This is a genomic window from Streptomyces sp. NPDC057682 (assembly GCF_042799575.1).
In the GTDB taxonomy this organism is placed as follows: domain Bacteria; phylum Actinomycetota; class Actinomycetes; order Streptomycetales; family Streptomycetaceae; genus Streptomyces.
In genome coordinates this window covers 96547-119296 of sequence record NZ_JBHVIN010000011.1, presented here as the reverse complement: position 1 = coordinate 119296, position 22750 = coordinate 96547, and the positions used below count along the sequence as shown (strand labels likewise).

The window sequence follows — 22750 nt, the reverse complement described above, 5'->3', positions numbered from 1 at the left end:
GTTGTCGTCTACGGGACGGTGCGCGCCGTCCTGCCGGTGAGCGCGGCCCGCAGCGCCGGATCGGCGACCGCCGCGACGCCCCGTACGGCGACCGCCGCCAGCACATCGCCCTCCGGACCGGACGCGGCGAGCCGGCGGGCGTCCAGCAGCCGCTGTCCGGCCGGTGAGGCCCACGGGCTGTGCGGTCCCGACTCCATCCGCGCGATGAGCAGACAGCCCACGGTCAGCACCAGCGGCATCGCGAACCAGACGAGCACCGGCACCTCCGACCCCGCCGGACGGGCTCCCTGGAGGGGCACGGTCAGCGCGGCGGCACCCATCACGAGTACCAGCGCGGCGGCCCGGCGCACCGCGTGCACGGCCGCGGCGATGTCCGATCCGCCGCCCGGCAGGGCCAGGCCCGCGGCGACCAGCCGGTCCGCGACGGCCCGCACCGCGTCCGCGGCGGCCGCCGCCGCCCGGACCGGCGGTATCGGCGACTGCCCCTGGGGCCCTATGGCACGGATCACCGTCCGCTCCATGTCGTCCCGTCCGTCCGGATCGACGACCGTGGCCCAGCCGGTGTGGGCGAGCAGCAGCCGGCGGCGCAGATGCATCGAGACCAGCGCGGTGTCGGCGACCCGGTGCGGGCCGCCGGCCAGGAACGCCGTCTCGTACAGGCTGAGTTCGTCCCGCGTGGCGGTGCGCGGCGCGGGCCGGGGAGGGGCGGCCTGCCGGGCGGTGGCCAGGCAGAGCCGGATGCAGGAAACGGCAGCCGCACCCCACGCGACCAGCAGGAACAGAACCCAGAGCATGTCCGATTTCTATGCGACACGCGCGTTTCGCGCCATGGGCTGTTCACCATGCGGACGCGGGACCGTTCAGGAACTGCTGCCGCAGCTCGATCCGCAACTGCTGCCGCCCCCGCAGCTCGACCCGCCGCCACCGCAACTGGACCCGCCGCCCCCGCAGCTCGAACCGGACCCCGAACCGCAGCTCGAACCGGACCCCGAACCGCAGCCCGACCCGCCGCCGCTCCCCGAGGAGCCGCCGCAGCTCCCGCCGCCCGGCGCGGACCCGGCGCACCAGACCGCCGGGGCGAGCAGCAGCGCGGAGGAGGCGCCGTCGTGCGACGGGGACGGTGCGGAGCCGGAGCGCCGGGGCGTCCCGGTCCCGGCCCGGACCGCCGTGAGCAGATACGCGCGCAGGACGGGGTCGGGGTGCGCGCGGGGGCCGGCCGTCGCCACCAGATGGGCCGCGTCGGTGCGCCCGGGGTGGGCGGCCCGGAACGCGGCGGCGGCCCGGCGCCCCGCCCGGGTGATCCGGGAGCGCGCGACCGCCGCAGTGACGAGGCCCACGACGCTGCCGGCGACCAGGGCGGGCAGCACCTTGAGGACGAACGGGACGCCCTCGTCCACGAAGCCGTCCGAGGCCATCCACTCCGCGACGGTCAGCGCGAACGCGACGGGCAGGGCGAGCAGGCAGAGCACCCCCTGCGTCATGCCCCAGCGCTGCTGGAGCCGGTGCGAGCCGGGGACCTGGAGCAGCCCGCGCGCGGCGAGGCCGTCCCCGATCTCCTGGACGGCGGGGTGGCGCATCACGGCGTCCCGCAGGGTGTGCAGCGCCCCGTTCGGGGCGGCGGCGTGCGCGTGGAGCACGGCGCGCTCCACCGGGTCGTGGGCGACGGCCCGCTGCACCGCCACGATGCCGGGACCGCCGACGAGGATCCGGCCGTCCGCGTGCATCGCGGTGAGCGCGGCGTCGACGACCCGCCCGGGTCCGCCGCCGAGGAACGCCGCCTCGGCCGGATCGTGGACCGGGCCGCCGGGCGCCCGGCGTTCGCGGACGAGCCCGGTGACCAGCAGCACCGAGGACACGGCGACGGCCAGCGAGAACAGCACGGCGAGTGTGGTCATCCCGTTCACCGCCCCACCAGCACGGAGCGGGCCGCGCGGGCCAGCCGGACGGCCCGGCCGGGCGGCCGGGACCCCGCGCGGTCCTGCCACCACAGGGTGAGCCGGCGCCGTGCCGCGTCGTCGGCCGGCCGTCCGGCGACCAGCAGGTGCTCGGCGAAGTCCAGCGCGTCGCGCCGGTATCCGCCGGACATCGGCCGCGCCCCCGCGTACGCCAGGAACGCCTCCCGGTAGCCGCGCCCCAGGATCTCCGGAAGCTCGGGAGCCACCTTCGCCACCACATCGGCCCGCTTCGCGGCCAGCGCCCGGCTCTGCACCCCGAGCCTGCGCCGGTCGAAGCCCTCGGGGGCCGGGGTGCCCGCGACCAGGGCGGAGAGCAGCGCGGTCTGGTCGACCGCGAGCCGGTCCCGTACCGCCTCGGACGGTGCGGCGGCGGGCCGTACGGGGCCCTGGCGCACCGGTCCGCGCGGCGAGCGGCCCGGCCCGTCGTCCCCGCCCCGGTCCAGGACCGCGCGGATGGCGTCCAGTTCACCGGCGAGTTCGGCGGCGGGCGGGAAGGCGTCGTCGCGTTCCAGGAGGACGCCGGGCGGGGAGACCCGGGAGCGCAGTTCGGCCAGCACGTCCAGGACCGGGGCGGTGACGGGATGGGCGTGGGTGTCGTGCCAGACCCCGTCCTTCTCGACGCCGCCCGCGACATGGACGTACGCGAGGGACTCCACCGGCAGTGCGGCCAGTGCCTCGGCCGGGTCCTCGCCCCGGTTGACGTGGTTGGTGTGCAGATTGGCCACGTCGATGAGCAGCCGCACCCCGGTGCGCTCGACCAGCTCGGCGAGGAACTGCCCCTCGGTCAGCTCCTCGTCCGGCCAGGAGACGAGGGCCGCGATGTTCTCCAGGGCCAGCGGCACGGGCAGCGCGTCCTGCGCGATCGCCACGTTCTCGCAGAGCACGTCCAGGGCGGCCCGGGTCCGGGGGACGGGCAGCAGATGCCCCGCCTCCAGGGCGGGGGAGCCGGTGCGGACACCGCCGCCCCTGACGAACGCGATGTGCTCGGTGACCAGCGGCGCCTCGGTCAGCGCGGCGCGTTCCGCGAGCGCGGCGAGCCGGCCGGCGTCGGGCCGGTCCGCCCCGCCGAGCCCCAGCGAGACGCCGTGCGGCACCACCGTGACCCCGCGTTCTCTCAGCCGCACCAGCGAGTCCGGCAGATGGCCGGCGCAGAGGTTCTCCGCGACCGCCTCCACCCAGTCGATCCCCGGCAGTGCCTCCACCGCTTCGGCGATCTCCGGCCGCCAGCCGATGCCGATTCCCAGCTCCACGCCGTCCCCCCGTCTCCGTTCCGTGCAGGGGTGATGGCCCCGCGGTGTCCTGCCGAATCCGCGAAGGGAGACGTTCAGAGCTTGATTTGAGGTTCCGCCTCCCGGCGGCTCAGCGGCGCAGCGCCGGATGGTCGGCGACCACCGTGCAGGAACCGGGGGCGATCTCCGTGAACCCCGCGTCCCGGACCACGGGCAGCCCGCTCACCGTCAGCTCCTTCCAGCGCACCGGGTCCGGGGTGGCGACCGAGAGCGGGAAACCGGCCTCGCGCCAGGCCGTGCGCTCCGCGTCGGACAGCTCCCACCAGGCGAGCTGGGCCCCGTGCCCGGCCTGCGCCATCTCCTTGCCGGCGGACATGCCGAGATCCGGGTTGAGCCAGAGGACCGGACCCGAGAGGTCCGGGGCGGCGGGTGGCTCCGGATCGTCCAGGTCCGTCCCCGAGACCTGGAGCTTCGCCAGCTCCTTGGGCCAGCCGTCCAGCGGCACCGGGGGATAGACCCGCACCTCGGCCTCCTCGCCGGTGACGGTGATCCCGGGCAGCGCCGAGGCCTTGCGCCACTCCGCGCCGCGCGCCCGCCGGACCACCTTGCGGATCCGGGCGTCCTGCCAGTCGCGCATCGCCTCCGCCCACTCGCCCTCGCCCGTGGACCGCTCGTCGGAGAGCATCACCAGCACCGCGCGGGCGGCCGTGCGCAGGGCGTCGGTACGGGCCGGGGGCGCCGTCTTCTCGATGTGCACGACCAACGGCAGGACGTACTGGGGTGCTTCGTCCCGGTCCGTCCGTTCGGTGCGGAACGGGCTGTCCTCGGACGGACCGGCGGAGCCGGACGCGGGGGAAGGGGTGTCGGACGCGGGGAAGGAGGTGTCGTTGCTGCTCACCCGTCCAGTCTGCCAGCCGCCCGTACCGGGCTTCTTGGCGGAACGAAACCCTCCGGGTGAGGATGCACGCCATGAAGAGCGATCTCTTTTCCAGCGAGCACATGGCCCAGCAGGCGACCGCGCCCGGAATGACCCTGCAGAACCCCAAGTCGGTGAAATACGCGGTCAACGGCGAGATGCACGCCCGCCAGGGATCGATGATCGCCTTCCGCGGCAATCTCCAGTTCGAACGCAAGGGCCAGGGCATCGGCGGCATGCTCAAGCGGGCCGTCACCGGCGAGGGACTGCCGCTGATGGCGGTGCGCGGCCAGGGCGAGGCCTGGTTCGCCCACGAGGCGGCCAACTGCTTCATCGTGGACATCGAGCAGGGCGACGCGCTCACCGTCAACGGCCGCAACGTGCTGTGCTTCGACGCCACGCTGGCCTACGAGATCAAGACCGTGAAGGGCGCCGGCATGGCCGGGGGCGGGCTCTTCAACAGCGTCTTCACCGGGTACGGGAAGCTCGCCCTGATGTGCGAGGGCCACCCGATCGTGATCCCCGTGAGCCCGCAGCAGCCGGTCTGCGTCGACACCGACGCGGTCGTCGGCTGGAGCGCCCACCTCTCCACCTCGCTGCACCGTTCGCAGAGCGTCGGTTCCATGCTGCGCGGCGGCTCCGGCGAGGCCGTCCAGCTCCGGCTGGAGGGCGAGGGCTTCGTGATCGTCCGGCCCAGCGAGCTGAAGCCCGAGAAGGCGTCGTCCAACTGAACAGGCCCCTGCTGCGACTGGAGGCGGTGGGCCGCCGGTACGGACCGGCCGGGCCCTGGGTGCTGCGCGGGATCGATCTCGCCCTGCCGGCGGGCGCCCTGGTCCGGGTCGAGGGCGCCAACGGCACCGGCAAGTCCACGCTGCTGCGGCTGCTCGCGGGGACGGACGCCCCGACCGAGGGCCGCATCACCCGGCACCGGCCGCGCACCGCGTACGTCCCCGAACGGTTCCCGGCGGCCCTGCCGTTCACGGCCGCCGGCTACCTCGTCCATCTGGGCCGGATCCACGGACTGCGGCGCGCCGAGGCGGCCCGCCGGGCGGAGGAGTGGCTGACCCGCTTCGGGGCCGCCGGTCATGCCGGGACGCCCCTGGCCGAACTGTCCAAGGGCACTGCCCAGAAGGTCGCGGTCGCCCAGGCGCTGCTGGCCGAGCCCGGACTGCTGGTGCTGGACGAGGCGTGGACCGGACTGGACACCGCGGCCCGCGACGAACTGGACCGGGCCGTCGCCGCCCGCGTCGCGGCCGGCTCCACCGTCGTCTACGTCGACCACGACCCGCGCAGGTTGGCGGGCGCCGCGGACACGGTGCTGCGCGTCGAGGGCACCGGGCTCCGCGAGGTGCCCGCGGCCCCGGCCGGACCGGCCGCCGGCCCCCGGGTCCGTATCGAGGTGACGGGACCGCCCGGCACCCCGCTGCCGGACCGGCTCCCCGGAGCCCCCGAACGCACCGCCACCGAGGACGGCGCCCTGCGCCTCACCGTGGCCGCCGCGCACTCCGACGCGCTGCTCACCACCCTGCTCACCGCCCGGCCGCCCTGGCACGTCACCGGGGTCGCGGTCCTGCCGGCCCCCGCGGACGAGGCGGTATGAGCGCGCTGATCGGCCACCGGGCCGCTCCGGCCCGTCAGCGGGGGCGTGTGCCCCTGCCGGACCCCTTGGACGAGACCGTATGAACGCACTGATCCGCTACCAGGCCGCCCTGCTCCTGCGCTCCCAGCGGTGGCTCGCCCCGGTGCTCCTGTACCTCGCCTTCGTCGGCACCGTCGTCCAGGCCGGCCAGCCCGTCCTGGACTCGCTCGGTTACGTCGCCGCCGCGCTGCTGCCCGTCACCGCCTGGCTCGTTCAGGTCTGCGTCACCCAGGAGCCGTCCGCCGCCCGGACCGTCGTCGCCGCGGCCGCCGGGGGCCGGCCCCGGGTCCATCTGGCGGCCCTGCTCACGGCGCTCGGCTGCGCGGCGCTGCTGGGCGCGGCGGCCACCGCCGTCGTGCTGGCGATCAGCGATCCGGCCAGTACCGACCACCGGGTCCGGGTACCGCTGCCCGCGGCCGGTCTCGCCGGGCTGCTCGCCGCCTGCTGCTGTGCGCTGACCGGAGCGGCGGTGGGGACGCTGGGCAGCCGGCCGCTGCTGCACCGGCGCGGCTGGTCGCTCACCGCGATTCCGCTCGGGGCGCTGCTGTGCCTGGTGACCACCGGATCGCCCGCGAAGTACGCGGTGACGGGACTGGTCACCGGGTCGTTCACCGGAACCGTCCGGGTGCCCGTCCTGCCGCTGCTCGGCGCGGCGGCGGTGGCCGCCGCCGCGGGGGCGCTCGCCTGCCGGCTCACTTCGGTGCGCGGCTGAGTAGGCTCGTACGCATGGACGAGCGCGGAGCTGAGCCCCTGAATCCCGAGGACACGGACTACTGCGGCACCCCGGACGTCCGGCGAGAGGCGTCCCCGGACGAGCCCGCCGGACCGCCGTACGCGGAGTGCGTGCTGTGCCGGAAGCCGACCGAGTACCCCGAGTCGGTCAGGGGCATCACGCTCTGCCCGGTCTGCGAGTGGCAGGAGGCCCAGCGGACGGCCTGTTCCGGCTGACCGGGGGCCGAGACCTCACCGTCCGGCGATGAGCTGCGACACGCGTACGAAACGGTAGCCCCGCGCGCGGAGTTCGGGCACCACCCGCCGGACCGCCCGCGCGGTGGCCGGGGCCGCGCTGCGCGTGCAGTGCAGCACCACGAGCGAACCCGGTTCCACCCCGTCCAGCACCTGCTCCGCCACCGCGTCCGCGTCGGTCGCGAACGCGTCCCCGCCGACCACGTCCCACTGCACCGCCGTCACCTTCTCCGGCGCGATCGCGCGCAGCGCCGCCCGGTCGTAACACCCGCCCGGGAAACGGAAGTACGGCACCACCCGGCGCGCCCCCGACCGCCGGATCGCGTCGAACGCCCGCTCCACCTCCCCGCGCATCGCCGCCGGGTCGCCGTCCACCGCCGGCAGCCCGTAGCAGGGCGTGGTGAACGCGTAGTGGCTGTACGAGTGGTTGGCGATCTCGAACAACGGGTCCGTGCCGATGGAGCGGGCCTGGTCGGGGTACTCCTCGGCCCAGCGCCCCGTCATGAACACGGTCGCCGGCACTTTCAGTCGGCGCAGCAGCGCGATCAGCTCCGGATGGTCGAACCGCTCGCCCGCCGCCGCGCGCGGCCCCTCGTCCGCCGTCATATCGGCGTCGAACGTGAGCGCCACGACCTTCTCCGTACGCCCGGCACCGCGCTTCAGTACGGGCGTCAGACCGCCCGGCCCGGGGGCCAGGACCGGCGGCTCCGGCGCGGGCGGGGGTGTGCGCGGGGCGGCGGGGGAGGCGGACGCGGGGGAGTGCGCGGGGGACGGGGCGTGGGCGGCCGGGGGCGCGGCCTTCGGGGAGCCGTCCGCGCCCGCGCAGCCGGCGAGGCCGCCGCACAGCACCGCACCCAAGATGCTCAGAGTCGTCAATTTCCGTGCAGACGTGATCACTCACGGAAACTAACCGATCAGGGCAGGGGTGCCCGCCCCCGGCGCTCCCGGGGCGGTGAAGCCGCCCCGGGATTCACTCAGTCGTCGAGCAGGTACTCCGCCGTGAAGCCGAACAGCCGCTCCGCGGCCGAGGTGTCCACCGGTGCCGTCCGTCCGGGCAGCGGCCGGCGCAGCGGCGTACCGGGGTGGTAGCGGCGCAGCAGTTCCTCCGTCGGGAACGGCACCAGGGTCTCGGGGGCGCACACATGGACGGCGTGCGCGCCCGGCCCCGGCACACCGAGCGCCAGCAGGGCCGCCCGCGCGGCGTCCCGCACCTCCAGATACGTCCACAGGTCCCGGGCCCCCGCCGCCGGATCCGCCGTCACCCGCGCCGCATGGGCCCGCAGCCGTTCGTCGAAGCCGCCGACGAAGGGGTAGCGCAGACAGACCACGCCCATCCCGTGCCGCCGCGCCATCGCCGCGGCCGTCGCCTCGTCGACCTGCTTGGACAGCCCGTAGGCGTCCGCCACCTGGGAGGGCATCGCCTCGTCGACCGGGAGATAGGCCGGATGCGGCGAGGGATCGGCCGTCCACGGCAGTCCCGTGACCCCCCAGGAACTCGCGACGACGGCCTGCCGCACTCCGGCGAGACCCGCCTCCTCCAGCACCGTGAACGTGGCGAGCGTGTTGGCACCGAACAGCTCCCGCGCCGGGGTGCGCTCCGGCGTGGGGATCGCCGCCAGATGGATCACGCCGTCCACCCCCTCCAGCGCCGCCCGCACCGCCTCCGCGTCCGCGGCGTCCCCGGTGACGACCCGGCGCGCGGCCAGGTCCCCGGGATCCTCCAGGACCAGCGCGTGGGCCTGCACGGACCGCTCCGCGAGCAGTGCGAGCACCGCCCGTCCGATCCGTCCGGCCGCCCCGGTGACCAGGACTCGTGTGACCACCCGCTGCTCCTTACGCGTAGGCGCGGACCGCGACGACATGCGCCGACGCGGCCCCGTTGGTCGTCTCGGCCACGATCCGCACCGCCGAGGCCGTGACCGGCTCGTCGAGCACGTGCACCTGGCGGCGGCGCCGGTTGTCCGTGGTCCGCGCCACGGTCTCCCAGCCGCCGTCCGCGCGCCGCGCCTCGATCCGGTAGTCGCGCAGCAGCGTCGGAAGGACGTCGAACGGGGTGCGGTGGTGGTGCAGATTGATCAGGTCCTCGTTGACGTCGTCGTCGGCCAGCACATCGAACCGCGACAGCGTCACCGGACCGGGCCAGGACAGCTGGAGCCACTCCTCGCCGCCCTCGCGCAGCGGCTCGGAGACCCACATGTGCGGTCCGGCGTACGGTCGGGCGAAACCGTCCACCGCCTTCTGCGCCGCGTACGCCGAGGTGGCCCCCGTCCGCAGGCAGAACGTGCGGCGCAGCAGCCCGGCGTCCGTCCACTCCCGCAGCGGCTGCGGCGACTCGTCCTGCGGCCGCAGCGCCACCCGGGTCAGCGCCAGCACCCCCGGGGCCGGCGCGTCCGAGGTGTACAGGGCGAGATCCGCGTCGGCCCGTACGACGACGAAGGCGTTGCGGGCGCTGTCCGGCGCCCAGCGCAGACCCGTGCGCACCCACTGCTTCTCCCCGGCCGCGACCGGCACCTCCACCCGTTCCACCAGATGGCGGGGCACGTAGTTCTGCCCGAGCCCCGGGTCGTAGAGCTCGACGACGAGCCGGGTGTCACGGGCGGCGTCCACCAGCAGCTCCAGCGCGTCCAGCGCCGGATCGACGGGCACCACGAATCCGGCGTCGGCCGCCAGCGGCCACCGTTCCCGCGCCACCGTCGCGTCGGGGGCCGCCAGCACCGAGGAGGCGGTGGCCGTCGCGCCCAGCGCCAGGTCCTCCGGATCGGCCGAGGCCAGCCCGATCACCGAGGCGTCCTCGCGCAGCAGCGTCCGCTGGAGGGCGGCCGGTTCCAGCTCCCTCGGGGCGATCCCGCCGGCGGCGCACAGCGCCGCTGCCGTGCCCGCCGCCTGCCCGAGCGTCGCACAGGTCGCCATGACCCGGGTCGAGCCGAACGCGACGTGGCTGGCCGAGATGTTCCGCCCGGCGAACAGCAGGTTCGTCGTGTTCACGGAGTACAGACTGCGGTACGGGATGTGGTAGATCCCGTCCGCGTACCGCTGCTTGGCCCCGTCCTCGGTGGCGTACACGCCCTTCGGCGGGTGCAGGTCGATCGACCAGCCGCCGAAGGCCACCCGGTCGGCGAACTCGCTCTGGCCGAGGATGTCGCCCTGGTGCAGGACGTAGTCGCCGAGGAAGCGCCGGTACTCGCGCTTGCCGGGCACCGAGCCCACCCACTCCAGCGTCATCGAGTCGGCGTCGAACTCGCCGGAGTTCTTGATGTGGTCCCAGATGCCGTGGATGACCGCCCACAGCTCGTCACGGATGCGCTCGTTGTCGTGCACCGTGTCCAGTTCGCCGCCGAACTCGATCCACCAGTACGCGCAGCCGTTGTCCCCGGACTTGATGATCCGGCGCTGCGGGATGGTGGTCTCGGCGATGTTCCGGGCGAAGTCCGGGGCGACGTACCGGACCGGATGCCCGGCGTCCTTCGTGTAGAAGAGCAGCGTCGAGCCGAGCGTGATCGAATCGGCGGTCTCCGGAGCCCACGGCTCCGCGTACTCGGCCCGGGACTCCCGGCCGATCCGGTGCCGCGCCCCGGCCAGATGCCCCACCAGCCCGTCCCCCGAGCAGTCCAGGAACATCGCGCTCTCGAACCGGATCCGCCGCTCGGACCCCATCATCCAGCCGGTGACCGCCGTGATGCGCCGAGCGTCCTCGGGGCCCTCCGCGTCCACCTCGCGCACATCGGTGTTCAGGTAGAGCGTGATGTTCGGCTCGGCCCGCACCACGTCCAGGATCACCGCGTCCCAGAAGTACGGATTGCCGTCCGGGTTGCGGAACTGGTTCTCGACGAACAGCTCGCCCATGACGCCGCCCTCGCGGGCGTAGTGGTTGCGGCCGTGCCCGGTCGCGCCGCAGACCCAGACGCGGACCTCGCTGCTGGAGTTCCCGCCGAGGACCGGCCGGTTGTTGATCAGGGCGACGGTGCGGCCCAGCCGGGCGGCGGCGACGGCCGCGCTCACCCCGGCCAGCCCGCCGCCGACCACGGTGACGTCGTGGCGTGCGGTTTCGTTCCTCATGGTGCCGGTGCTCCTACTTCCAGTCGGGGTTGGCGGCGAGGCCGTAGTAGACGCGGGGCGCGCCGTCGAGCGTGAGGGTGACCTTGCCGCCGGCGGCCGTGAGCGTGCGCTCCTGCCCGATGCAGTTCAGCTCCCGCACGGTGCCGTCGACCGCGGCCGAATGGGCCACGACCTCGGTGCGGCTCGTCCAGGTGTCGGTCCAGGGCTCCGGCGAGGCGTACCACGCGTCCTCGCCGTGGTCGGCGTTGAGGACGTACCCGTCCGCGCGGCTCCACAGCACCGAGACCGGACCGTCCGGGGTGGTGAACAGCAGCCCCTTGACGTCCGCGTCCGCGAAGACCAGCGGCCGGACGTACACGGCCCCGTCCAGGACCCGCGCCGCCGTGGCGTACGCCAGCAGCGACGGCTTGGGCGCGGTGTCCCGGTGCATCAGCCCGTAGTGGTACTCCGCGTTCGCCGGGTCCGCCTCCTGCGGGTGCAGCACGGTGGAGTCGTGCAGCTGGTACCAGTTGACGCCCCGGACCCCCTCGGCCTTCGCCAGGACGAGCGTCAGCAGGACGTTCTCGGCGGCGTGCCGGTAGGTGTCGGACCACCAGGCGTTCGGCCGGGTCGGCGCGTACGCCTCGGTCAGCCACAGCTCCTTGTCGCCGCCGTACTCCGCGATCACCGCCTTCGCCTTGCGGACCGCGCCCAGGAAGTTCCAGTAGGTGCCGGCCGAGCCCTGGGTCCAGTCCGCCGGATCCGGTGCGAAGTCGGGGGTGAAGTTGCCCCGGCCCGGATGGACGGCGAGCGCGTCGATGAGGTCCCAGCCGCCCGCCGCGCGGAAGTTCTCCAGCCAGACGTAGTCCATCCCGCCCAGGCCCGCGTTCATCACCTTCATCGTCGGACCGGCCGTGGCCAGCCGGTCGGTGACCTGCTTCAGCCCGTCGCGCACGTAGACGTCGGCGCCCCGACCGGACATCCACGGCTGGTTGACCTCGTTGGCCACCTCGAAGTACCGGGCGCGCGCCGCCACCGCCTTCGCGACGTTGGTGTCCGCCCAGGCGGCGATCTGCTCGGCCGTGCCGCCCAGCGGGATGGAGCTGAGCTCCACGTTGTGCGCGATGCCCGCCGCGTCCAGGGTGTCGATGTCGATGCCGGGCGCCCCCTCGTACGCGATCCGCACCCACTTCACGCCCAGCTTCCGCAGCAGCCCGAGCACCTCCTCCCGGCCCGGCTTCAGCAGCCACGGGTAGTTGGCGATGCCGAACATGGACTCGGTGCCCGCCCGGTAGGCGAAGTCGGGGAGCACCGCGAGGTTGGTCCGGGCGAGCGCCCGGTCGGTGCCCGAGGCGACGGCCACCTCGGTGAAGACGATGCCCTGGCCCGGGGCGGTCAGCGGGAACGCGGCGTCCCACGAGGCGCCCGCCGCCAGCTCCCGGGTCTCCGTGCCGGACCCGAGCACCGCACCCGCGAAGTCGCGGGCCCACCAGGTCAGCGTCACCGGCCGCGACGCCGCTCCGCCGTTGACCACCTGGGCCCGCAGCAGCATGGACTCCCCGGCCGCCTCATACAGGTTGAACGGCTGGTCGGTCCACACCTCGACGCCCAGCGGACGGCCGGCGGCGATCGTCCCGGCCGCACGCGGCCGCAGCTCCCCGAGGACGAAGGCGGCCTCCGTGACCGCGATGTCCGCGCCCGTCGACGTGCCCGGGGCGTGGATCCAGGTGGCGTTCGTGTAGGACGGATTGGTGGCGTCCAGGCAGAAGAAGCCCGAGGTCTCGCCCCAGGAGGCCGCGTACACCCCGCCCGCGTCGATCTCGTACGGAATGCCGCCCCGGGCGTCGCGCTCCCAGACCGTCAGCGCCTCGTACGACTCCGGGACGCTCGGCTGGACCAGGGTCCGGGCGACCATGAAACCGGTCGGGGTCAGCGTGGCGGAGCCGCCCACCTCCCAGCGCATGCGCAGGGTACGGGCGGTGACGTCGAAGACGCCGCTGACGGTGACGCCCGGCGCCCCACTGCCCATCGTGTACGTGATCCGCAGGGCGGGCCGGCCGTCGGGCAGGGTGATCCGGGCCGGGGCGCCGCCGAAGGTGCGCTGCTGGCCCAGCACGCTGTCCTTGATCATGAAGTGGCTGATCAGGACGCGGTCGGCGCCCGAGCCGTCCCGGACGAGCACGCCGCCGTCGCTCTGGCCGACGACCGTGATCCCCTCGGCGGTGAGGGTGACCGGGTCGGCCGCGTGCGCGGGGGCGGCGGGGAGCAGGGCGGCGCCGGTGGCGACGGCCGTGCCCTGGAGGAAGGTGCGGCGGTGAACGGACATGGTGGTGCCTTTCTCTCGTCCCGAAGAGGAAGGTGCGGGGGAGGGCGTGAGGGGTCAGCCCTTGACGCCGGTGAAGCCGAGCCCGGCGACGATGTACTTCTGGCAGACCGCGAAGACGAGCACCGGCGGTGCGACGGCCAGCACCATCGCCGCGATCAGCTGGTCCTGCGGGGCCTGCGTGGCGAGCTGGGCCAGTGCGACGCTGACCGGCTGCTTCTCCGGATCGGTCAGCGCGACCAGCGGCCAGATGAAGTCCTTCCAGCTGTGCATGACGGCCAGCAGGCTGATCACGGCCAGCACCGGCCGGCTCATCGGCAGCACGATCTTCGTGAGCAGCTGCCGGGTGGACACTCCGTCGACCCGGGCCGCGTCGAACAGCTCGCGGGGCAGCGCGTCGAAGAACTGCTTGGCCAGCAGCACCGTGAAGGCGTTCGTCCCGGCCGGCAGCCAGATCGCCCAGTAGGTGTCACCGAGGTTGAGGTGGAGGAACGGTACGTCGATCACGGTCATGAAGAGGCTGACCATGTTCACCGTGTACGGCACGAACATCGTCGCCAGGACCGCCCCGTAGACGACCTTGCCGAAGCGGGGCCTGAGCACCGAGAGCGCGAAGCCGGCGGTGGCCGACACGAAGAGCTGCACCAGCCAGGAACCGCCCACCACCAGCACGGTGTTCATCAGGTAGTGGCCGACGCCCAGATCCCGGTAGGCGGTGGCGAAGTTGCCGGTCAGCGGCCGGTCCGGCCACAGGGCGAGCGGATGCGTGGTCAGTTCGGCCGGTGGCGACACCGCGCCCTTGACCATCCAGTAGAGCGGACCGACGCCCAGGAGCAGCAGCAGGACCAGGGTGAGCACCTGGACGGAGCGCACGGCCGCCCGGACCCCGGGCCGCTGCCGGTCGTTGACGGAGACGAAGGTGGTGAGGGAGGTCATGTCTTGCTCCAGCTGCGGGTGGCCCGCAGATAGACCGCGGAGAGCAGGGCGAGGGTGAGGACCATCAGGAAGGAGAGCGCGGCGGCCTGGCCGTACGCCCCGTCCTGGAAGGCGTACCGGAAGATCAGCAGCAGCACCGTGAGGGTGGAGTTCTCCGGGCCGCCGCCGGTGAAGACGTACGGCTCGGTGAAGACCTGCACCGTGTTGATGAGCTGGACGAGCAGCAGCAGACCGATGACGGGACGCAGCTGCGGCAGCATCACGTGCCAGAGCCGCCGCCAGATGCCGGCCCCGTCGACCTCGGCCGCCTCGTACAGCTCGCCCGGGATGCCGACCATCGCGGCGAGGTAGATCAGGACCGCCCCGCCCATGCCCGCCCAGGTCGCCTCCAGGACCAGCGAGAGCATCGCGCTGCCGGAGGACTCCAGCCAGGGGTACGGGCCGAGGCCCACGGTCCCCAGCACGCTGTTGAAGAGCCCGCTGCCCGGATCGTAGAACCACTTCCACAGCAGGATCGCCACCACCGGCGGGATGACCACCGGCAGATAGACCAGGAAGCGGAAGACCCCGGCGCCCCGCCGCACCGTCGACATCACCGCGGCCAGCAGCAGCGGGGCGGGGAAGCCGATCAGCAGGCCGAGCCCGACGAACAGCAGGGTGTTGGAGACGGCGGTCCCCAGCAGCGGATCGTCGAAGACCGCCCGGAAGTTGTCCAGCCCCACCCAGACGGCGGGGTCGACGAGGTTGGTCCGCTGGAAGCTCAGCAGCAGGCTGCGGACGATCGGCCACCAGGCGAAGAGCCCGAAGACCAGCAGCGTCGGCACGAGGAACAGCCAGGCGGTGAACTGCTTGCGCAGGCCCGCGCCGCGCGGGGTGCCGGAGCGCCCGGCCGGACCGGTCCGCTCCGGCTTTCCGGGCGGTGCGGCGGCGGGGCGCCGGGAGGGGGTGAGCAGGCTCATGGCGGACTACTTCTGGCCGGCGGCGAGCTTGGCGTTGACGTCCTTCTCGGCCGAGGCCAGCAGGGCGTCGACATCGGCGTCGCGCTTGGTCAGCACCGCCTGCACGACGGAGTCCAGCGCGGTGTACAGCTGCTGCGCCTGGTAGGGCGGTTCGGCCTTGAGCTCCAGCTTCGCCAGCCCGTCCGTGTACGGCTTGAAGTGCTCCGCCTTCACATTGGCGTACGGGGCGATCGCCGCGTCGATCTGCTTCTGCCGCTCGGCGTCGAAGACCGGCAGCGTCGGCACGCCGACCGCGGACTTCGGGTCGGCGGCCAGGGCCTTCGCCTGCTGCGCGGCGCTCTCGGTGCTGTACTGCGGCTGGGCGTACGCGAAGGTCAGCCACTTGACCGCGGCCGCCGCGTGCTTGCTGTCGGCCGACTTCGGGACCATGTAGATGTCACCGCCGGTCAGCGTGGCGTCGCCGCCGGACTGCGGCAGCGGACCGACGCCGAAGGCGTCGATGTCCTCCATGCCGAACTGCATCTTGGCCAGCCGGTACGTCCCCGGGCTGCCCATGAACATCCCGACCTGGCCGGCCGCGAACTGCTTGACCACGTCGTTCTGGTTGTTGAGCTGGTTGCGGCCGAGCGAGTCGTCCTTCCAGCGCATGTCCTTGAGCAGGGTGAGCGCCTTCTTCGTGGCGTCGCCGGTGAGCGTGGCGGTGTACGTGTCGCCCTGCCGGGTCTCCAGGTCCCCGCCGAACGCGTACGACAGCATGGTCAGCTGCCAGCCGCCCTGGTTGTCCTTCGACTCGTGGACGAACCCGGCCTTTCCGGTCTTCTCGCTGATCCGCTCGGCGGCGGCCCGGACCTCCTCCCAGGTGGCCGGCGGCTTGTCCGGGTCGAGCCCGGCCTTCTCGAACAGGTCCCGGTTGTAGACCAGGCCCTGGGCGTACGGGTTCTGCGGGACGCCGTAGACCTCGCCCGCCTCGTCGCTGACCGGCTTGAGGACCTGCGGGTTGAACTCCTTGAAGTGGTCCCACGCCTGGAGCTGCCCGGTGATGGGGAGCACCTGCTTCTGCTGGATGAGCCGCTGGGGTTCGGTCAGCGGCACCTTGATGACGTCCTCGACATTGCCGCCGGACAGCTTGGCGGAGAAGGTCAGCGGGTCGAAGACCGTGGTGGACCCCTTCACCTTGATCCCCGGGTTGGCCTTCTCGAAGTCGGCGACCTGCTTCTTGAAGAGGGCCAGGGCCGGCTTGTCGGTGGCCGGGGGCATGCCCTGGACGCGCAGGACGAGATCGCCGCCCGAACCCGCCTTGCCCGGGGTGACGGAGGAACAGCCGGTGAGGGCCACGGCCGCGGCTATGCAGCCGAACACGGCCGCACGTCGGGAGGTTCTGGACATTTCAACTCCAAGAAGGGCAGGGGGAATCAGGGAGGCGGCCGGGAGGGCGCGCGGGGCCGCGGCGGGCCGACGGGGGAGTGAGGCAGTGCGGGAGTGCGGGAGGAGGAAGGGGGATCAGAGAGTGGGTGCGGGACCCGTGGAGGCGCGGGGGACCAGCCGGGAGCCGATCTCCACGCACGGCGCCGAGCCGGCCGCGCCGCCGGCGCGCCCGGCGATGGTCTCGATGAGCAGATCGCCGGCGCGGGTGGCGATCTCCTCCGGGTCGATGCGGATCGTGGTCAGCCCCGGCGTGGAGACGGAGGCCAGCAGGGTGTCGTCGATCCCGACGACGCTCACCTCGCCCGGAACGCCGACCCCCAGGTTCGACAGCTGGTGCAGCACCCCGAGGGCGACCAGGTCGTTGTGGGCGATGACCGCCGTGGCGCCGTGCGCGCCGACGAGCGTCGCCGCGTGCACCCCCGTCTCGAACCTCGGCTCGTAGGGGCCGAGCTCGACGAGCGAGAGGTCCAGCGCCTCGAACGACTCCTGGATCGACTTGCCGCGGCTCAGCTCGGCGCGCGAGGCGTTGATGAACACACAGCGGCGGTGACCGTAGGCGCGCAGGTGCTCGACCGTCTGCGTGATGCCGGCGGACAGGGAGATCCGCACCTCGGGGATGCCCGGCACATGACGGTTGACGACCACCACCGGCATCCGGTCCGACAGCTCGCGCAGCCGGTCCTCGGTGAGCGTGGACGCCCACAGCACCAGACCGTCGACCCGCTTGGAGACCGCGGCGATCGCCTCCAGTTCGTCGGCCTCGCGTTCGTCGCTGTCGGCGACCAGGACCGTGTACCCGAGCCGCCGGGCGCGGGCCTGCATCGCCTTGACGATCGGGGGGAAGAACGGGTTGGCGATGTCCGGGACGATCAGCCCGAGTGTGCCCGTGCCGCCGCCCCGCAGGCTGCGCGCCGCCGGGTTGGGCGAATAGCCCAGCTTGGCCGCCGCGTCCAGGATGCGCTGCCGGGTCCTCGGCTGGACCTGGTCCGGTGCGGTGAACGCACGCGACACCGTCGACACCGAGACGCCCGCGGCGCTCGCCACCTCCCGGATTGTGACTGCCACCGACGGCCTCCTCGCCTCGTCCCTGCTGGATGCGGTGGATCCTTGCGAACGTTCCCGGGAGGTGTCAAGACCGTTTCACCAAGGAAAATCTGCTGCGTTCCGGGGGGTTGTGCAAGGGCTCGGTCGATGTCGATGATGCGTTCTCATCAACGGTTCTGAAATTGCGGGAACGTTTTCATAGAGGAGTGGCATGAAGATCACCGGCCTGGAAGTGCTGACGCTGCCCGATCACGGCGACAGCATGATGCTCGTGGTGGTCGACACCGACGAGGGCATCCACGGCCTGGGCGAGGTCGGCATCAGATCGCGGCAGAAGGCGGTCGCCGGCGGACTCGCCCATCTCGCCGAGCTGATCACCGGTGAGGACCCGCGACGCATCGAGCACCTGTGGCAGGTCATGTTCCGCCGCGGCTTCTTCCCCGCCGACCGGATACTCGGGGCCGCCATCGCCGCCGTGGACGTGGCCCTGTGGGACATCCGCGGCAAGGCACTGGGCGTGCCGGTGCACGAACTCCTCGGCGGCCGGGCCCGCGACCACGTGCCGGCCTATGTGCACGTCGGCGACGGATACCACGACCGCCCGTGGTTCCTGGACCGCTGCCGCGCACTCGTCCGGGAGGGCTGGCGCCATCTGCGCTTCGCCGCTCCGCACGACGAGGGCGACGTGCTGGACGCCCGCCGCTGCCTGCGCGATTCCGTCGAACTCTTCCACCAGGTACGGGAGACGGTGGGCGACGAGGTGGAGCTGATCCTGGACGTGCACACCCGGCTCGACCCGCCCGAGGCGCTGACCCTGTGCCGGGAGATCGAGGCGGCCCGCCCGTACTTCGTCGAGGACCCGCTGCGCTCCGAGAACCCCGAGAGCTACCGGATGCTCCGGGCCCGCACCGGTGTTCCGCTGGCCGCCGGCGAACAGTACGGCTCCAAATGGGAGTTCAGGCCGCTGATCGAGGGCGAGCTGATCGACTACGCCCGGGTCGACGTGGGCGTCGCGGCCGGTCTGACCGAGGCCAGGAAGATCGCCGCCATGGCCGAGGCCCACCACATCAAGCTGGCCACCCACAACCCGCTCGGCCCGGTCACCGCCGCCTCCTCGCTCCAGCTCAACCTGGCCTGCCCGAACGTGGCGATCCAGGAGCACCAGACCGACCCCGAGCCGGCCATCGCCGCGCTCTTCACCCACCGGCCCGTGGTGGTGCCGGGCCGGGTCGAGGCGAGCGAACTGCCGGGCATCGGCGTGGACATCGACCGAGAGGCCGCGCGCCGCTTCACGGCCACCGCCGACGAGCGCCCCCATCTGCGCACCGACGACGGGGCGTTCACCAACTGGTAGGCGGACAGCGGGCGGCGGGGTTCCCGCCGCCCGGGATCAGCTCCTCACCGCCACGGCCCCGTCACCGCGAACGTCGTTCCCGGCGTGTAGCAGTTCACGTACATCGTCCGGTCGTCCGGGGCGAAGGTGACGCCGGCGAACTCGCCCCACTCGGGCTCCTCGGCGGTGCCGATGTTCTGCCGGCCGCGTGCCATCGCGTAGACCTCGCCGCGCCGGGTCAGGCCGAAGACGTGCTGGGCGCCGTTGCCGTCCTCGCACACCATCAGCCCGCCGTCGGCGGCCAGGCAGATGTTGTCGGGGGACTCGCCGGGCAGTTGGACGTCGGTGCCGGGGCCGAAGACGATGACGAGGGTGAGGCGGCGGTGGGCGGGGTCGTAGCGCCAGACCTGTCCGAAGTGGTCGGCGGCCGAGCCCTCGTCGCTGTGGGCGAAGCTGGAGACGAAGTAGACGCTGGTGCCGCCCCAGTAACAGCCCTCCAGCTTCTGGGCGTGGGTGATGCCCTTCGGCCCGAAGTCCTGGAAGCGGATGGGGGTTTCGGCGGCCAGGGGATCCGGTACGGGGACCCACTCGATGCCCTCGAAGACCGTGCCGGTCTCCTGGACGGCGGAGAGGTCGGCGATGCCCGGGACCCGCATGGCCTCCAGCCGTCCGCCCGCCCGCAGGGAGCCCGTGCCGCCCAGCGGCTTGCGCGGCAGGAAGCGGTAGAACAGCCCGAAGGGCTTCTCGAAGGCGTCCTCCGTCTCGTAGACGACGCCGTTGCGCGGATCGATGGCGACGGCCTCGTGCTGGAAGCGGCCCATCGCGGTCAGCGGGACGGCACCGGTGCGGTGCGGGTCCGCGCCGTCCACCTCGAAGACGAAACCGTGGTCCTTGGTGTAGCCGTTGGTACCGGCCCGGTCCTCGGTCTCCTCGCAGGTGAGCCAGGTGTCCCAGGGGGTGCGCCCGCCCGCGCAGTTGACGGCGGTGCCCGCGACGGCGACGCGCTCGGTGAGCACCCGGCCCGCACCGTCCAGCTCCAGGGCGGTGCAGCCGCCCTTGCCCATCGGGTCGTACGTGAGCCCCTCGGTCGTCGGCACGGCGATCGCGGCGTCCACGCGGTTCTCGTGGTTGCGCACCAGCCGGACGCCGCCGCGCCGGCCGGTGAACGCGGCCATGCCGTCGCAGTGGCTGGGCACCGGCCCCTCGCCCGAACGGAGCGGGTCGCCCTCGCGGGAGAGCACCCGGTAGCGGAACCCCTTCGGCAGATCGAGCAGCCCGTCCGGGTCCGGCACCAGCGGGCCGTAGCCGGCATGGCCCCGGGCGGAGGCGCTGCTGCCCGCGAAGAGTTCACCGAACGCGCCGGTGAAGGCGACGGCGGCGACCGCGCCGCCCGTGGCGAGGATCTGGCGTCGGGTGGCGGGGGTGCGGGTTTCGTCGGACATGAGGCAACTCCCTGTTGGCGGACAGGTGACATGGCAACGTCAAGGGCAGCCCTGCCCGTTCGACGTCCCGGGCGAACGTTGTCACGCCACAGTGGCCGATTCCGGTCCGACGCCCCGGGGCAGCAGCAGACGGAACGTGGAGCCGTAGCCCGGACGGGTGTCGAGTTCGAGGCGGCCTCGGTGGGCCGCCGCGATCGTGGAGGCGATGGCCAGACCGAGGCCGGATCCGGGCTCCGGACCGTCCGCCGCCGACGGCCCCCGGTAGAACCGTTCGAACACCTGCCGGGCGGCGTCCGGCGCCAGCCCCGGCCCGTCGTCCACCACCTCCACCACGCACACCGGAACCCCGGGCGGCAGCGCGGCCGTGGCACTCGTGCGACCGGGCCGGTCGCGTCCCCCGGTGCGCTGCCCGGTCAGGGCCGTACCGACCCGCACCTCCACGCCCGCGTCGGGCGGGGTGTGCACACAGGCGTTGGCCAGCAGATTGGCGATCACCTGGGCGAGCTGATGGGGGTCGCCCAGCGTCTCGACGACGTCGAGCGCGGTCGCCGTCCCCTCCGGCCCGTCCCCCGCGAGCGGCGCCAGCCGCACCTCCCGCTCCGGGTGGGCGACGACCGCCGCGCGCACCCCGTCCGCCGCCAGTGAGAGCAGGTCCACGGTCTCCGGGTGCGTCACGGGCGCGTACCCCAGTTTGGCCAGCAGGAAGAGGTCGTCGACGAGCCGGCTCATCCGCTCGGAGTTCCGGACGATCAGCTCATGGGCCTCCCGGCGCCGCGCGGCGGGCAGCCGGGGCTGTTCGACCAGCAGTTCGGCGAAACCCTGGACGGACGTCAGCGGGGTCCGCAGCTCGTGACCGGCGTCGGCCATGAAGCGGCGCAGCCGCTGCTCCGAGGCGTCCTTGCGGTGCAGGGCGGCCCGCACCTGGTCGAGCATGGTGTTGAAGGCGATGCCGAGCCGCCCGGTCTCGGTCCGCGGGTCGGTGTCGGTGACCACGAGCGCCGACTCCCCCGCGGTGATCCGCAGGGCCGTGCGCTCCATCCGGGCCAGCGGGCGCAGCCCCAGCCGCACCGCCGCGCTGCTCAGCAGTCCGACACCGGCGGCGGCGACGGCCCCGATCGCCAGACTGAACCACAGGAGCTTGGAGGTGGCCCCCTCCACGGTGTCGAGCGGCAGCGCCACGACGACCCTCCGCCCCCGCGGATCGGTGTCCACGACCACCCGCCAGCTCCCGTCGCCCTCCTCGGCGGGCAGGGTGGCGGGCTTCCCGGTCGTCAGCCCCAGCGCCGCCACGGTCCCGGGCAGCCGGGGGCGCCCGTCGCCGCTGCCCAGCGAGTCCGGCAGAAGCGTTCCGTCGGCGTCGTAGAAGAAGACCCGGTAGTCGGAGGGGAGGAGGTCCTTCTGCGGCACGGCCGCGTCCGAGGAGCTCGGCAACGTGCCGTGCCCCCGGACGTACGCGGGCAGCGGCGGGGGACGGAACTCCCCGAGACGGTCGTCGATCTGACCCGTGAGCCAGCCGCTCATCACCGTCATCCCGGCCGCCTGCGACACGAGGACGGCGACGGTGGCGAGCACGGTGGAGATCAGCACCAGCCGGGTGCGGATCGAACGGGGCCGCAGCCGGCGCGGCGGCCGTGTCACGGGGCTTCCTCGCGGGGCAGCCGCAGGCAGTAGCCCACCCCGCGCACAGTGTGGATCAGTGGCCGGTCCGCCCGGTCGATCTTGCGGCGCAGGTTCTTGATGTACGTGTCCACGATGCGGGTGTCACCGGCGAAGCCGTACTGCCACACCTCCATGAGGATCTCCTGTTTGCCCAGCACCTTCTCCGGATGGGACACCAGACAGACCAGCAGCCGGAACTCGGTGGGGGACAGCTGCACGGCGCGGCCCGCCCGGTGCACCGTGTGGCGCTCGCGGTCGACGCTCAGATCGGCGTAGCGGAGCGGGGGCCGCTCCGGCGCCCGTCTCGGTGCGCCGGCCGTGCGGCGCAGGATGGCGCGGATCCGCAGCAGGATCTCCTGGATGTGGAACGGCTTGGTGACGTAGTCGTCGCCGCCCGAGCTGAGACCGATGATGCGGTCCTCGATGTCGGTGCGGGCGGTGAGGAAGAGCACGGGGGTGTAGTCGCCCCGCGCCCGCAGTTCGCGCGTCACGGCGAAACCATCGGTGTCCGGCAGCATCACGTCGAGGACGATCAGGTCCGGGCGGCAGCGGTCGGTGGCCTCGACGGCCGCCCGTCCGTCCACTGCCGTGACGACGCGGTACCCGGCCGCGGTCAGGGCCGAGGAGAGCAGGGTGCGGATGCCCGGGTCGTCCTCGACGACCAGGACGGTGTGCGGAGCGGGCCGGTCGCCCATGGAAAGCGATCACCTCGTGGCGTGGCGGACGGGGGCGCACGCCGGGACGGGACGGGACGGTGCCGTGGGTGCGGTGCGCGCGAGCGTAGTCGGCGAACTTGTGCGGATTCACAGGAACGGCCGGGTCCGGCCCGGAGCGGGCCGGACCCGGTGGGGCGTACGCCCGCGCGCCCGGGCGCCGGAAGGGGTTCCGG

General features: G+C 73.3%; 20 protein-coding genes. 5 read left to right on the top strand and 15 right to left on the bottom strand.

Annotated features, from left to right (window positions below):
• Positions 1–8: 8 nt before the first annotated feature.
• From ACFVDM_RS21180 to ACFVDM_RS21165, 4 genes are all read right to left on the bottom strand, one after another.
• Positions 9–794 (bottom strand): TIGR04222 domain-containing membrane protein, encoded by a 786-nt coding sequence (locus ACFVDM_RS21180; protein WP_383641990.1) that lies wholly within the window; start codon positions 792–794, stop codon positions 9–11.
• A gap of 66 nt (positions 795–860) precedes the next feature.
• Positions 861–1895 carry a TIGR04222 domain-containing membrane protein gene (locus ACFVDM_RS21175; protein WP_383641987.1) on the bottom strand — a complete coding sequence of 345 codons (1035 nt, stop codon included), beginning with the start codon at positions 1893–1895 and terminating at the stop codon, positions 861–863.
• A 5-nt stretch (positions 1896–1900) separates the two neighbouring features.
• Positions 1901–3205, bottom strand: coding sequence for a DUF692 domain-containing protein (locus ACFVDM_RS21170; protein WP_383641984.1), 1305 nt, complete (start codon positions 3203–3205; stop codon positions 1901–1903).
• A gap of 109 nt (positions 3206–3314) precedes the next feature.
• On the bottom strand, positions 3315–4082 hold the full coding sequence (locus ACFVDM_RS21165; RefSeq protein WP_383641981.1) for a peptidyl-tRNA hydrolase: 768 nt from the start codon (positions 4080–4082) through the stop codon (positions 3315–3317).
• A gap of 71 nt (positions 4083–4153) precedes the next feature.
• Here ACFVDM_RS21165 and ACFVDM_RS21160 point away from each other — a divergent pair, with 71 nt between their 5' ends.
• The 4 genes from ACFVDM_RS21160 (at position 4154) to ACFVDM_RS21145 (ending at position 6687) form a co-directional block, all read left to right on the top strand.
• Positions 4154–4831, top strand: a complete 678-nt coding sequence (locus ACFVDM_RS21160; RefSeq protein ID WP_383641978.1) for an AIM24 family protein — start codon at positions 4154–4156, stop codon at positions 4829–4831.
• An 11-nt stretch (positions 4832–4842) separates the two neighbouring features.
• On the top strand, positions 4843–5700 hold the full coding sequence (locus ACFVDM_RS21155) for an ATP-binding cassette domain-containing protein (RefSeq protein WP_383642440.1): 858 nt from the start codon (positions 4843–4845) through the stop codon (positions 5698–5700).
• A 79-nt stretch (positions 5701–5779) separates the two neighbouring features.
• Positions 5780–6451 carry an ABC transporter gene (locus ACFVDM_RS21150; protein WP_383641975.1) on the top strand — a complete coding sequence of 224 codons (672 nt, stop codon included), beginning with the start codon at positions 5780–5782 and terminating at the stop codon, positions 6449–6451.
• A 14-nt stretch (positions 6452–6465) separates the two neighbouring features.
• Positions 6466–6687, top strand: a complete 222-nt coding sequence (locus tag ACFVDM_RS21145) for a hypothetical protein (protein WP_383641972.1) — start codon at positions 6466–6468, stop codon at positions 6685–6687.
• A 15-nt stretch (positions 6688–6702) separates the two neighbouring features.
• Here ACFVDM_RS21145 and ACFVDM_RS21140 read toward each other — a convergent pair whose 3' ends face one another.
• The 8 genes from ACFVDM_RS21140 to ACFVDM_RS21105 form a co-directional block, all read right to left on the bottom strand.
• Entirely contained in the window at positions 6703–7581 is an 879-nt protein-coding gene (locus ACFVDM_RS21140; RefSeq protein WP_383641969.1) for a polysaccharide deacetylase family protein, read from the bottom strand.
• 98 nt (positions 7582–7679) lie between these two features.
• Positions 7680–8528, bottom strand: a complete 849-nt coding sequence (locus ACFVDM_RS21135; RefSeq protein ID WP_383641966.1) for an NAD-dependent epimerase/dehydratase family protein — start codon at positions 8526–8528, stop codon at positions 7680–7682.
• Between the two features lie 10 nt (positions 8529–8538).
• Positions 8539–10761, bottom strand: coding sequence for an FAD-dependent oxidoreductase (locus ACFVDM_RS21130; protein WP_383641963.1), 2223 nt, complete (start codon positions 10759–10761; stop codon positions 8539–8541).
• A gap of 13 nt (positions 10762–10774) precedes the next feature.
• On the bottom strand, positions 10775–13066 hold the full coding sequence (locus ACFVDM_RS21125) for a hypothetical protein (RefSeq protein WP_383641960.1): 2292 nt from the start codon (positions 13064–13066) through the stop codon (positions 10775–10777).
• A 54-nt stretch (positions 13067–13120) separates the two neighbouring features.
• Entirely contained in the window at positions 13121–13999 is an 879-nt protein-coding gene (locus ACFVDM_RS21120) for a carbohydrate ABC transporter permease (protein WP_383641957.1), read from the bottom strand.
• Positions 13996–14958, bottom strand: a complete 963-nt coding sequence (locus tag ACFVDM_RS21115; RefSeq protein WP_383641954.1) for a carbohydrate ABC transporter permease — start codon at positions 14956–14958, stop codon at positions 13996–13998. Before ACFVDM_RS21115 ends, ACFVDM_RS21120 begins: the two co-directional genes overlap by 4 nt.
• A 6-nt stretch (positions 14959–14964) precedes the next feature.
• The gene (locus tag ACFVDM_RS21110; protein WP_383641951.1) at positions 14965–16344 is read right to left on the bottom strand and encodes an ABC transporter substrate-binding protein; all 1380 of its coding nucleotides are present in this window, start codon (positions 16342–16344) and stop codon (positions 14965–14967) included.
• 114 nt (positions 16345–16458) lie between these two features.
• Positions 16459–17448, bottom strand: coding sequence for a LacI family DNA-binding transcriptional regulator (locus ACFVDM_RS21105; RefSeq protein ID WP_383641949.1), 990 nt, complete (start codon positions 17446–17448; stop codon positions 16459–16461).
• Positions 17449–17638: 190 nt separating this feature from the next.
• Here ACFVDM_RS21105 and ACFVDM_RS21100 point away from each other — a divergent pair, with 190 nt between their 5' ends.
• The gene (locus tag ACFVDM_RS21100) at positions 17639–18781 is read left to right on the top strand and encodes a mandelate racemase/muconate lactonizing enzyme family protein (protein ID WP_383641946.1); all 1143 of its coding nucleotides are present in this window, start codon (positions 17639–17641) and stop codon (positions 18779–18781) included.
• A 44-nt stretch (positions 18782–18825) separates the two neighbouring features.
• On the opposite strand, the gene ACFVDM_RS21095 is transcribed toward ACFVDM_RS21100, so the two are convergent.
• From ACFVDM_RS21095 to ACFVDM_RS21085, 3 genes are all read right to left on the bottom strand, one after another.
• Complete coding sequence (locus tag ACFVDM_RS21095; protein ID WP_383641943.1) at positions 18826–20202, bottom strand: alkaline phosphatase PhoX; 1377 nt, start codon at positions 20200–20202, stop codon at positions 18826–18828.
• Positions 20203–20283: 81 nt separating this feature from the next.
• Positions 20284–21840, bottom strand: coding sequence for a sensor histidine kinase (locus ACFVDM_RS21090; protein ID WP_383641940.1), 1557 nt, complete (start codon positions 21838–21840; stop codon positions 20284–20286).
• Entirely contained in the window at positions 21837–22556 is a 720-nt protein-coding gene (locus ACFVDM_RS21085) for a response regulator transcription factor (protein WP_383641937.1), read from the bottom strand. The genes ACFVDM_RS21090 and ACFVDM_RS21085 overlap by 4 nt, the downstream gene beginning before the upstream one ends.
• Positions 22557–22750 lie beyond the last annotated feature (194 nt).

Coding starts and splice junctions, on each gene's coding strand:
- ACFVDM_RS21110 (WP_383641951.1), bottom strand. CDS start 16,344: ATGTCCAGAACCTCCCGACGTGCGGCCGTGTTCGGCTGCATAGCCGCG.
- ACFVDM_RS21180 (WP_383641990.1), bottom strand. CDS start 794: ATGCTCTGGGTTCTGTTCCTGCTGGTCGCGTGGGGTGCGGCTGCCGTT.
- ACFVDM_RS21145 (WP_383641972.1), top strand. CDS start 6,466: ATGGACGAGCGCGGAGCTGAGCCCCTGAATCCCGAGGACACGGACTAC.
- ACFVDM_RS21125 (WP_383641960.1), bottom strand. CDS start 13,066: ATGTCCGTTCACCGCCGCACCTTCCTCCAGGGCACGGCCGTCGCCACC.
- ACFVDM_RS21130 (WP_383641963.1), bottom strand. CDS start 10,761: ATGAGGAACGAAACCGCACGCCACGACGTCACCGTGGTCGGCGGCGGG.
- ACFVDM_RS21085 (WP_383641937.1), bottom strand. CDS start 22,556: ATGGGCGACCGGCCCGCTCCGCACACCGTCCTGGTCGTCGAGGACGAC.
- ACFVDM_RS21175 (WP_383641987.1), bottom strand. CDS start 1,895: ATGACCACACTCGCCGTGCTGTTCTCGCTGGCCGTCGCCGTGTCCTCG.
- ACFVDM_RS21100 (WP_383641946.1), top strand. CDS start 17,639: ATGAAGATCACCGGCCTGGAAGTGCTGACGCTGCCCGATCACGGCGAC.
- ACFVDM_RS21095 (WP_383641943.1), bottom strand. CDS start 20,202: ATGTCCGACGAAACCCGCACCCCCGCCACCCGACGCCAGATCCTCGCC.
- ACFVDM_RS21120 (WP_383641957.1), bottom strand. CDS start 13,999: ATGACCTCCCTCACCACCTTCGTCTCCGTCAACGACCGGCAGCGGCCC.
- ACFVDM_RS21160 (WP_383641978.1), top strand. CDS start 4,154: ATGAAGAGCGATCTCTTTTCCAGCGAGCACATGGCCCAGCAGGCGACC.
- ACFVDM_RS21115 (WP_383641954.1), bottom strand. CDS start 14,958: ATGAGCCTGCTCACCCCCTCCCGGCGCCCCGCCGCCGCACCGCCCGGA.
- ACFVDM_RS21150 (WP_383641975.1), top strand. CDS start 5,780: ATGAACGCACTGATCCGCTACCAGGCCGCCCTGCTCCTGCGCTCCCAG.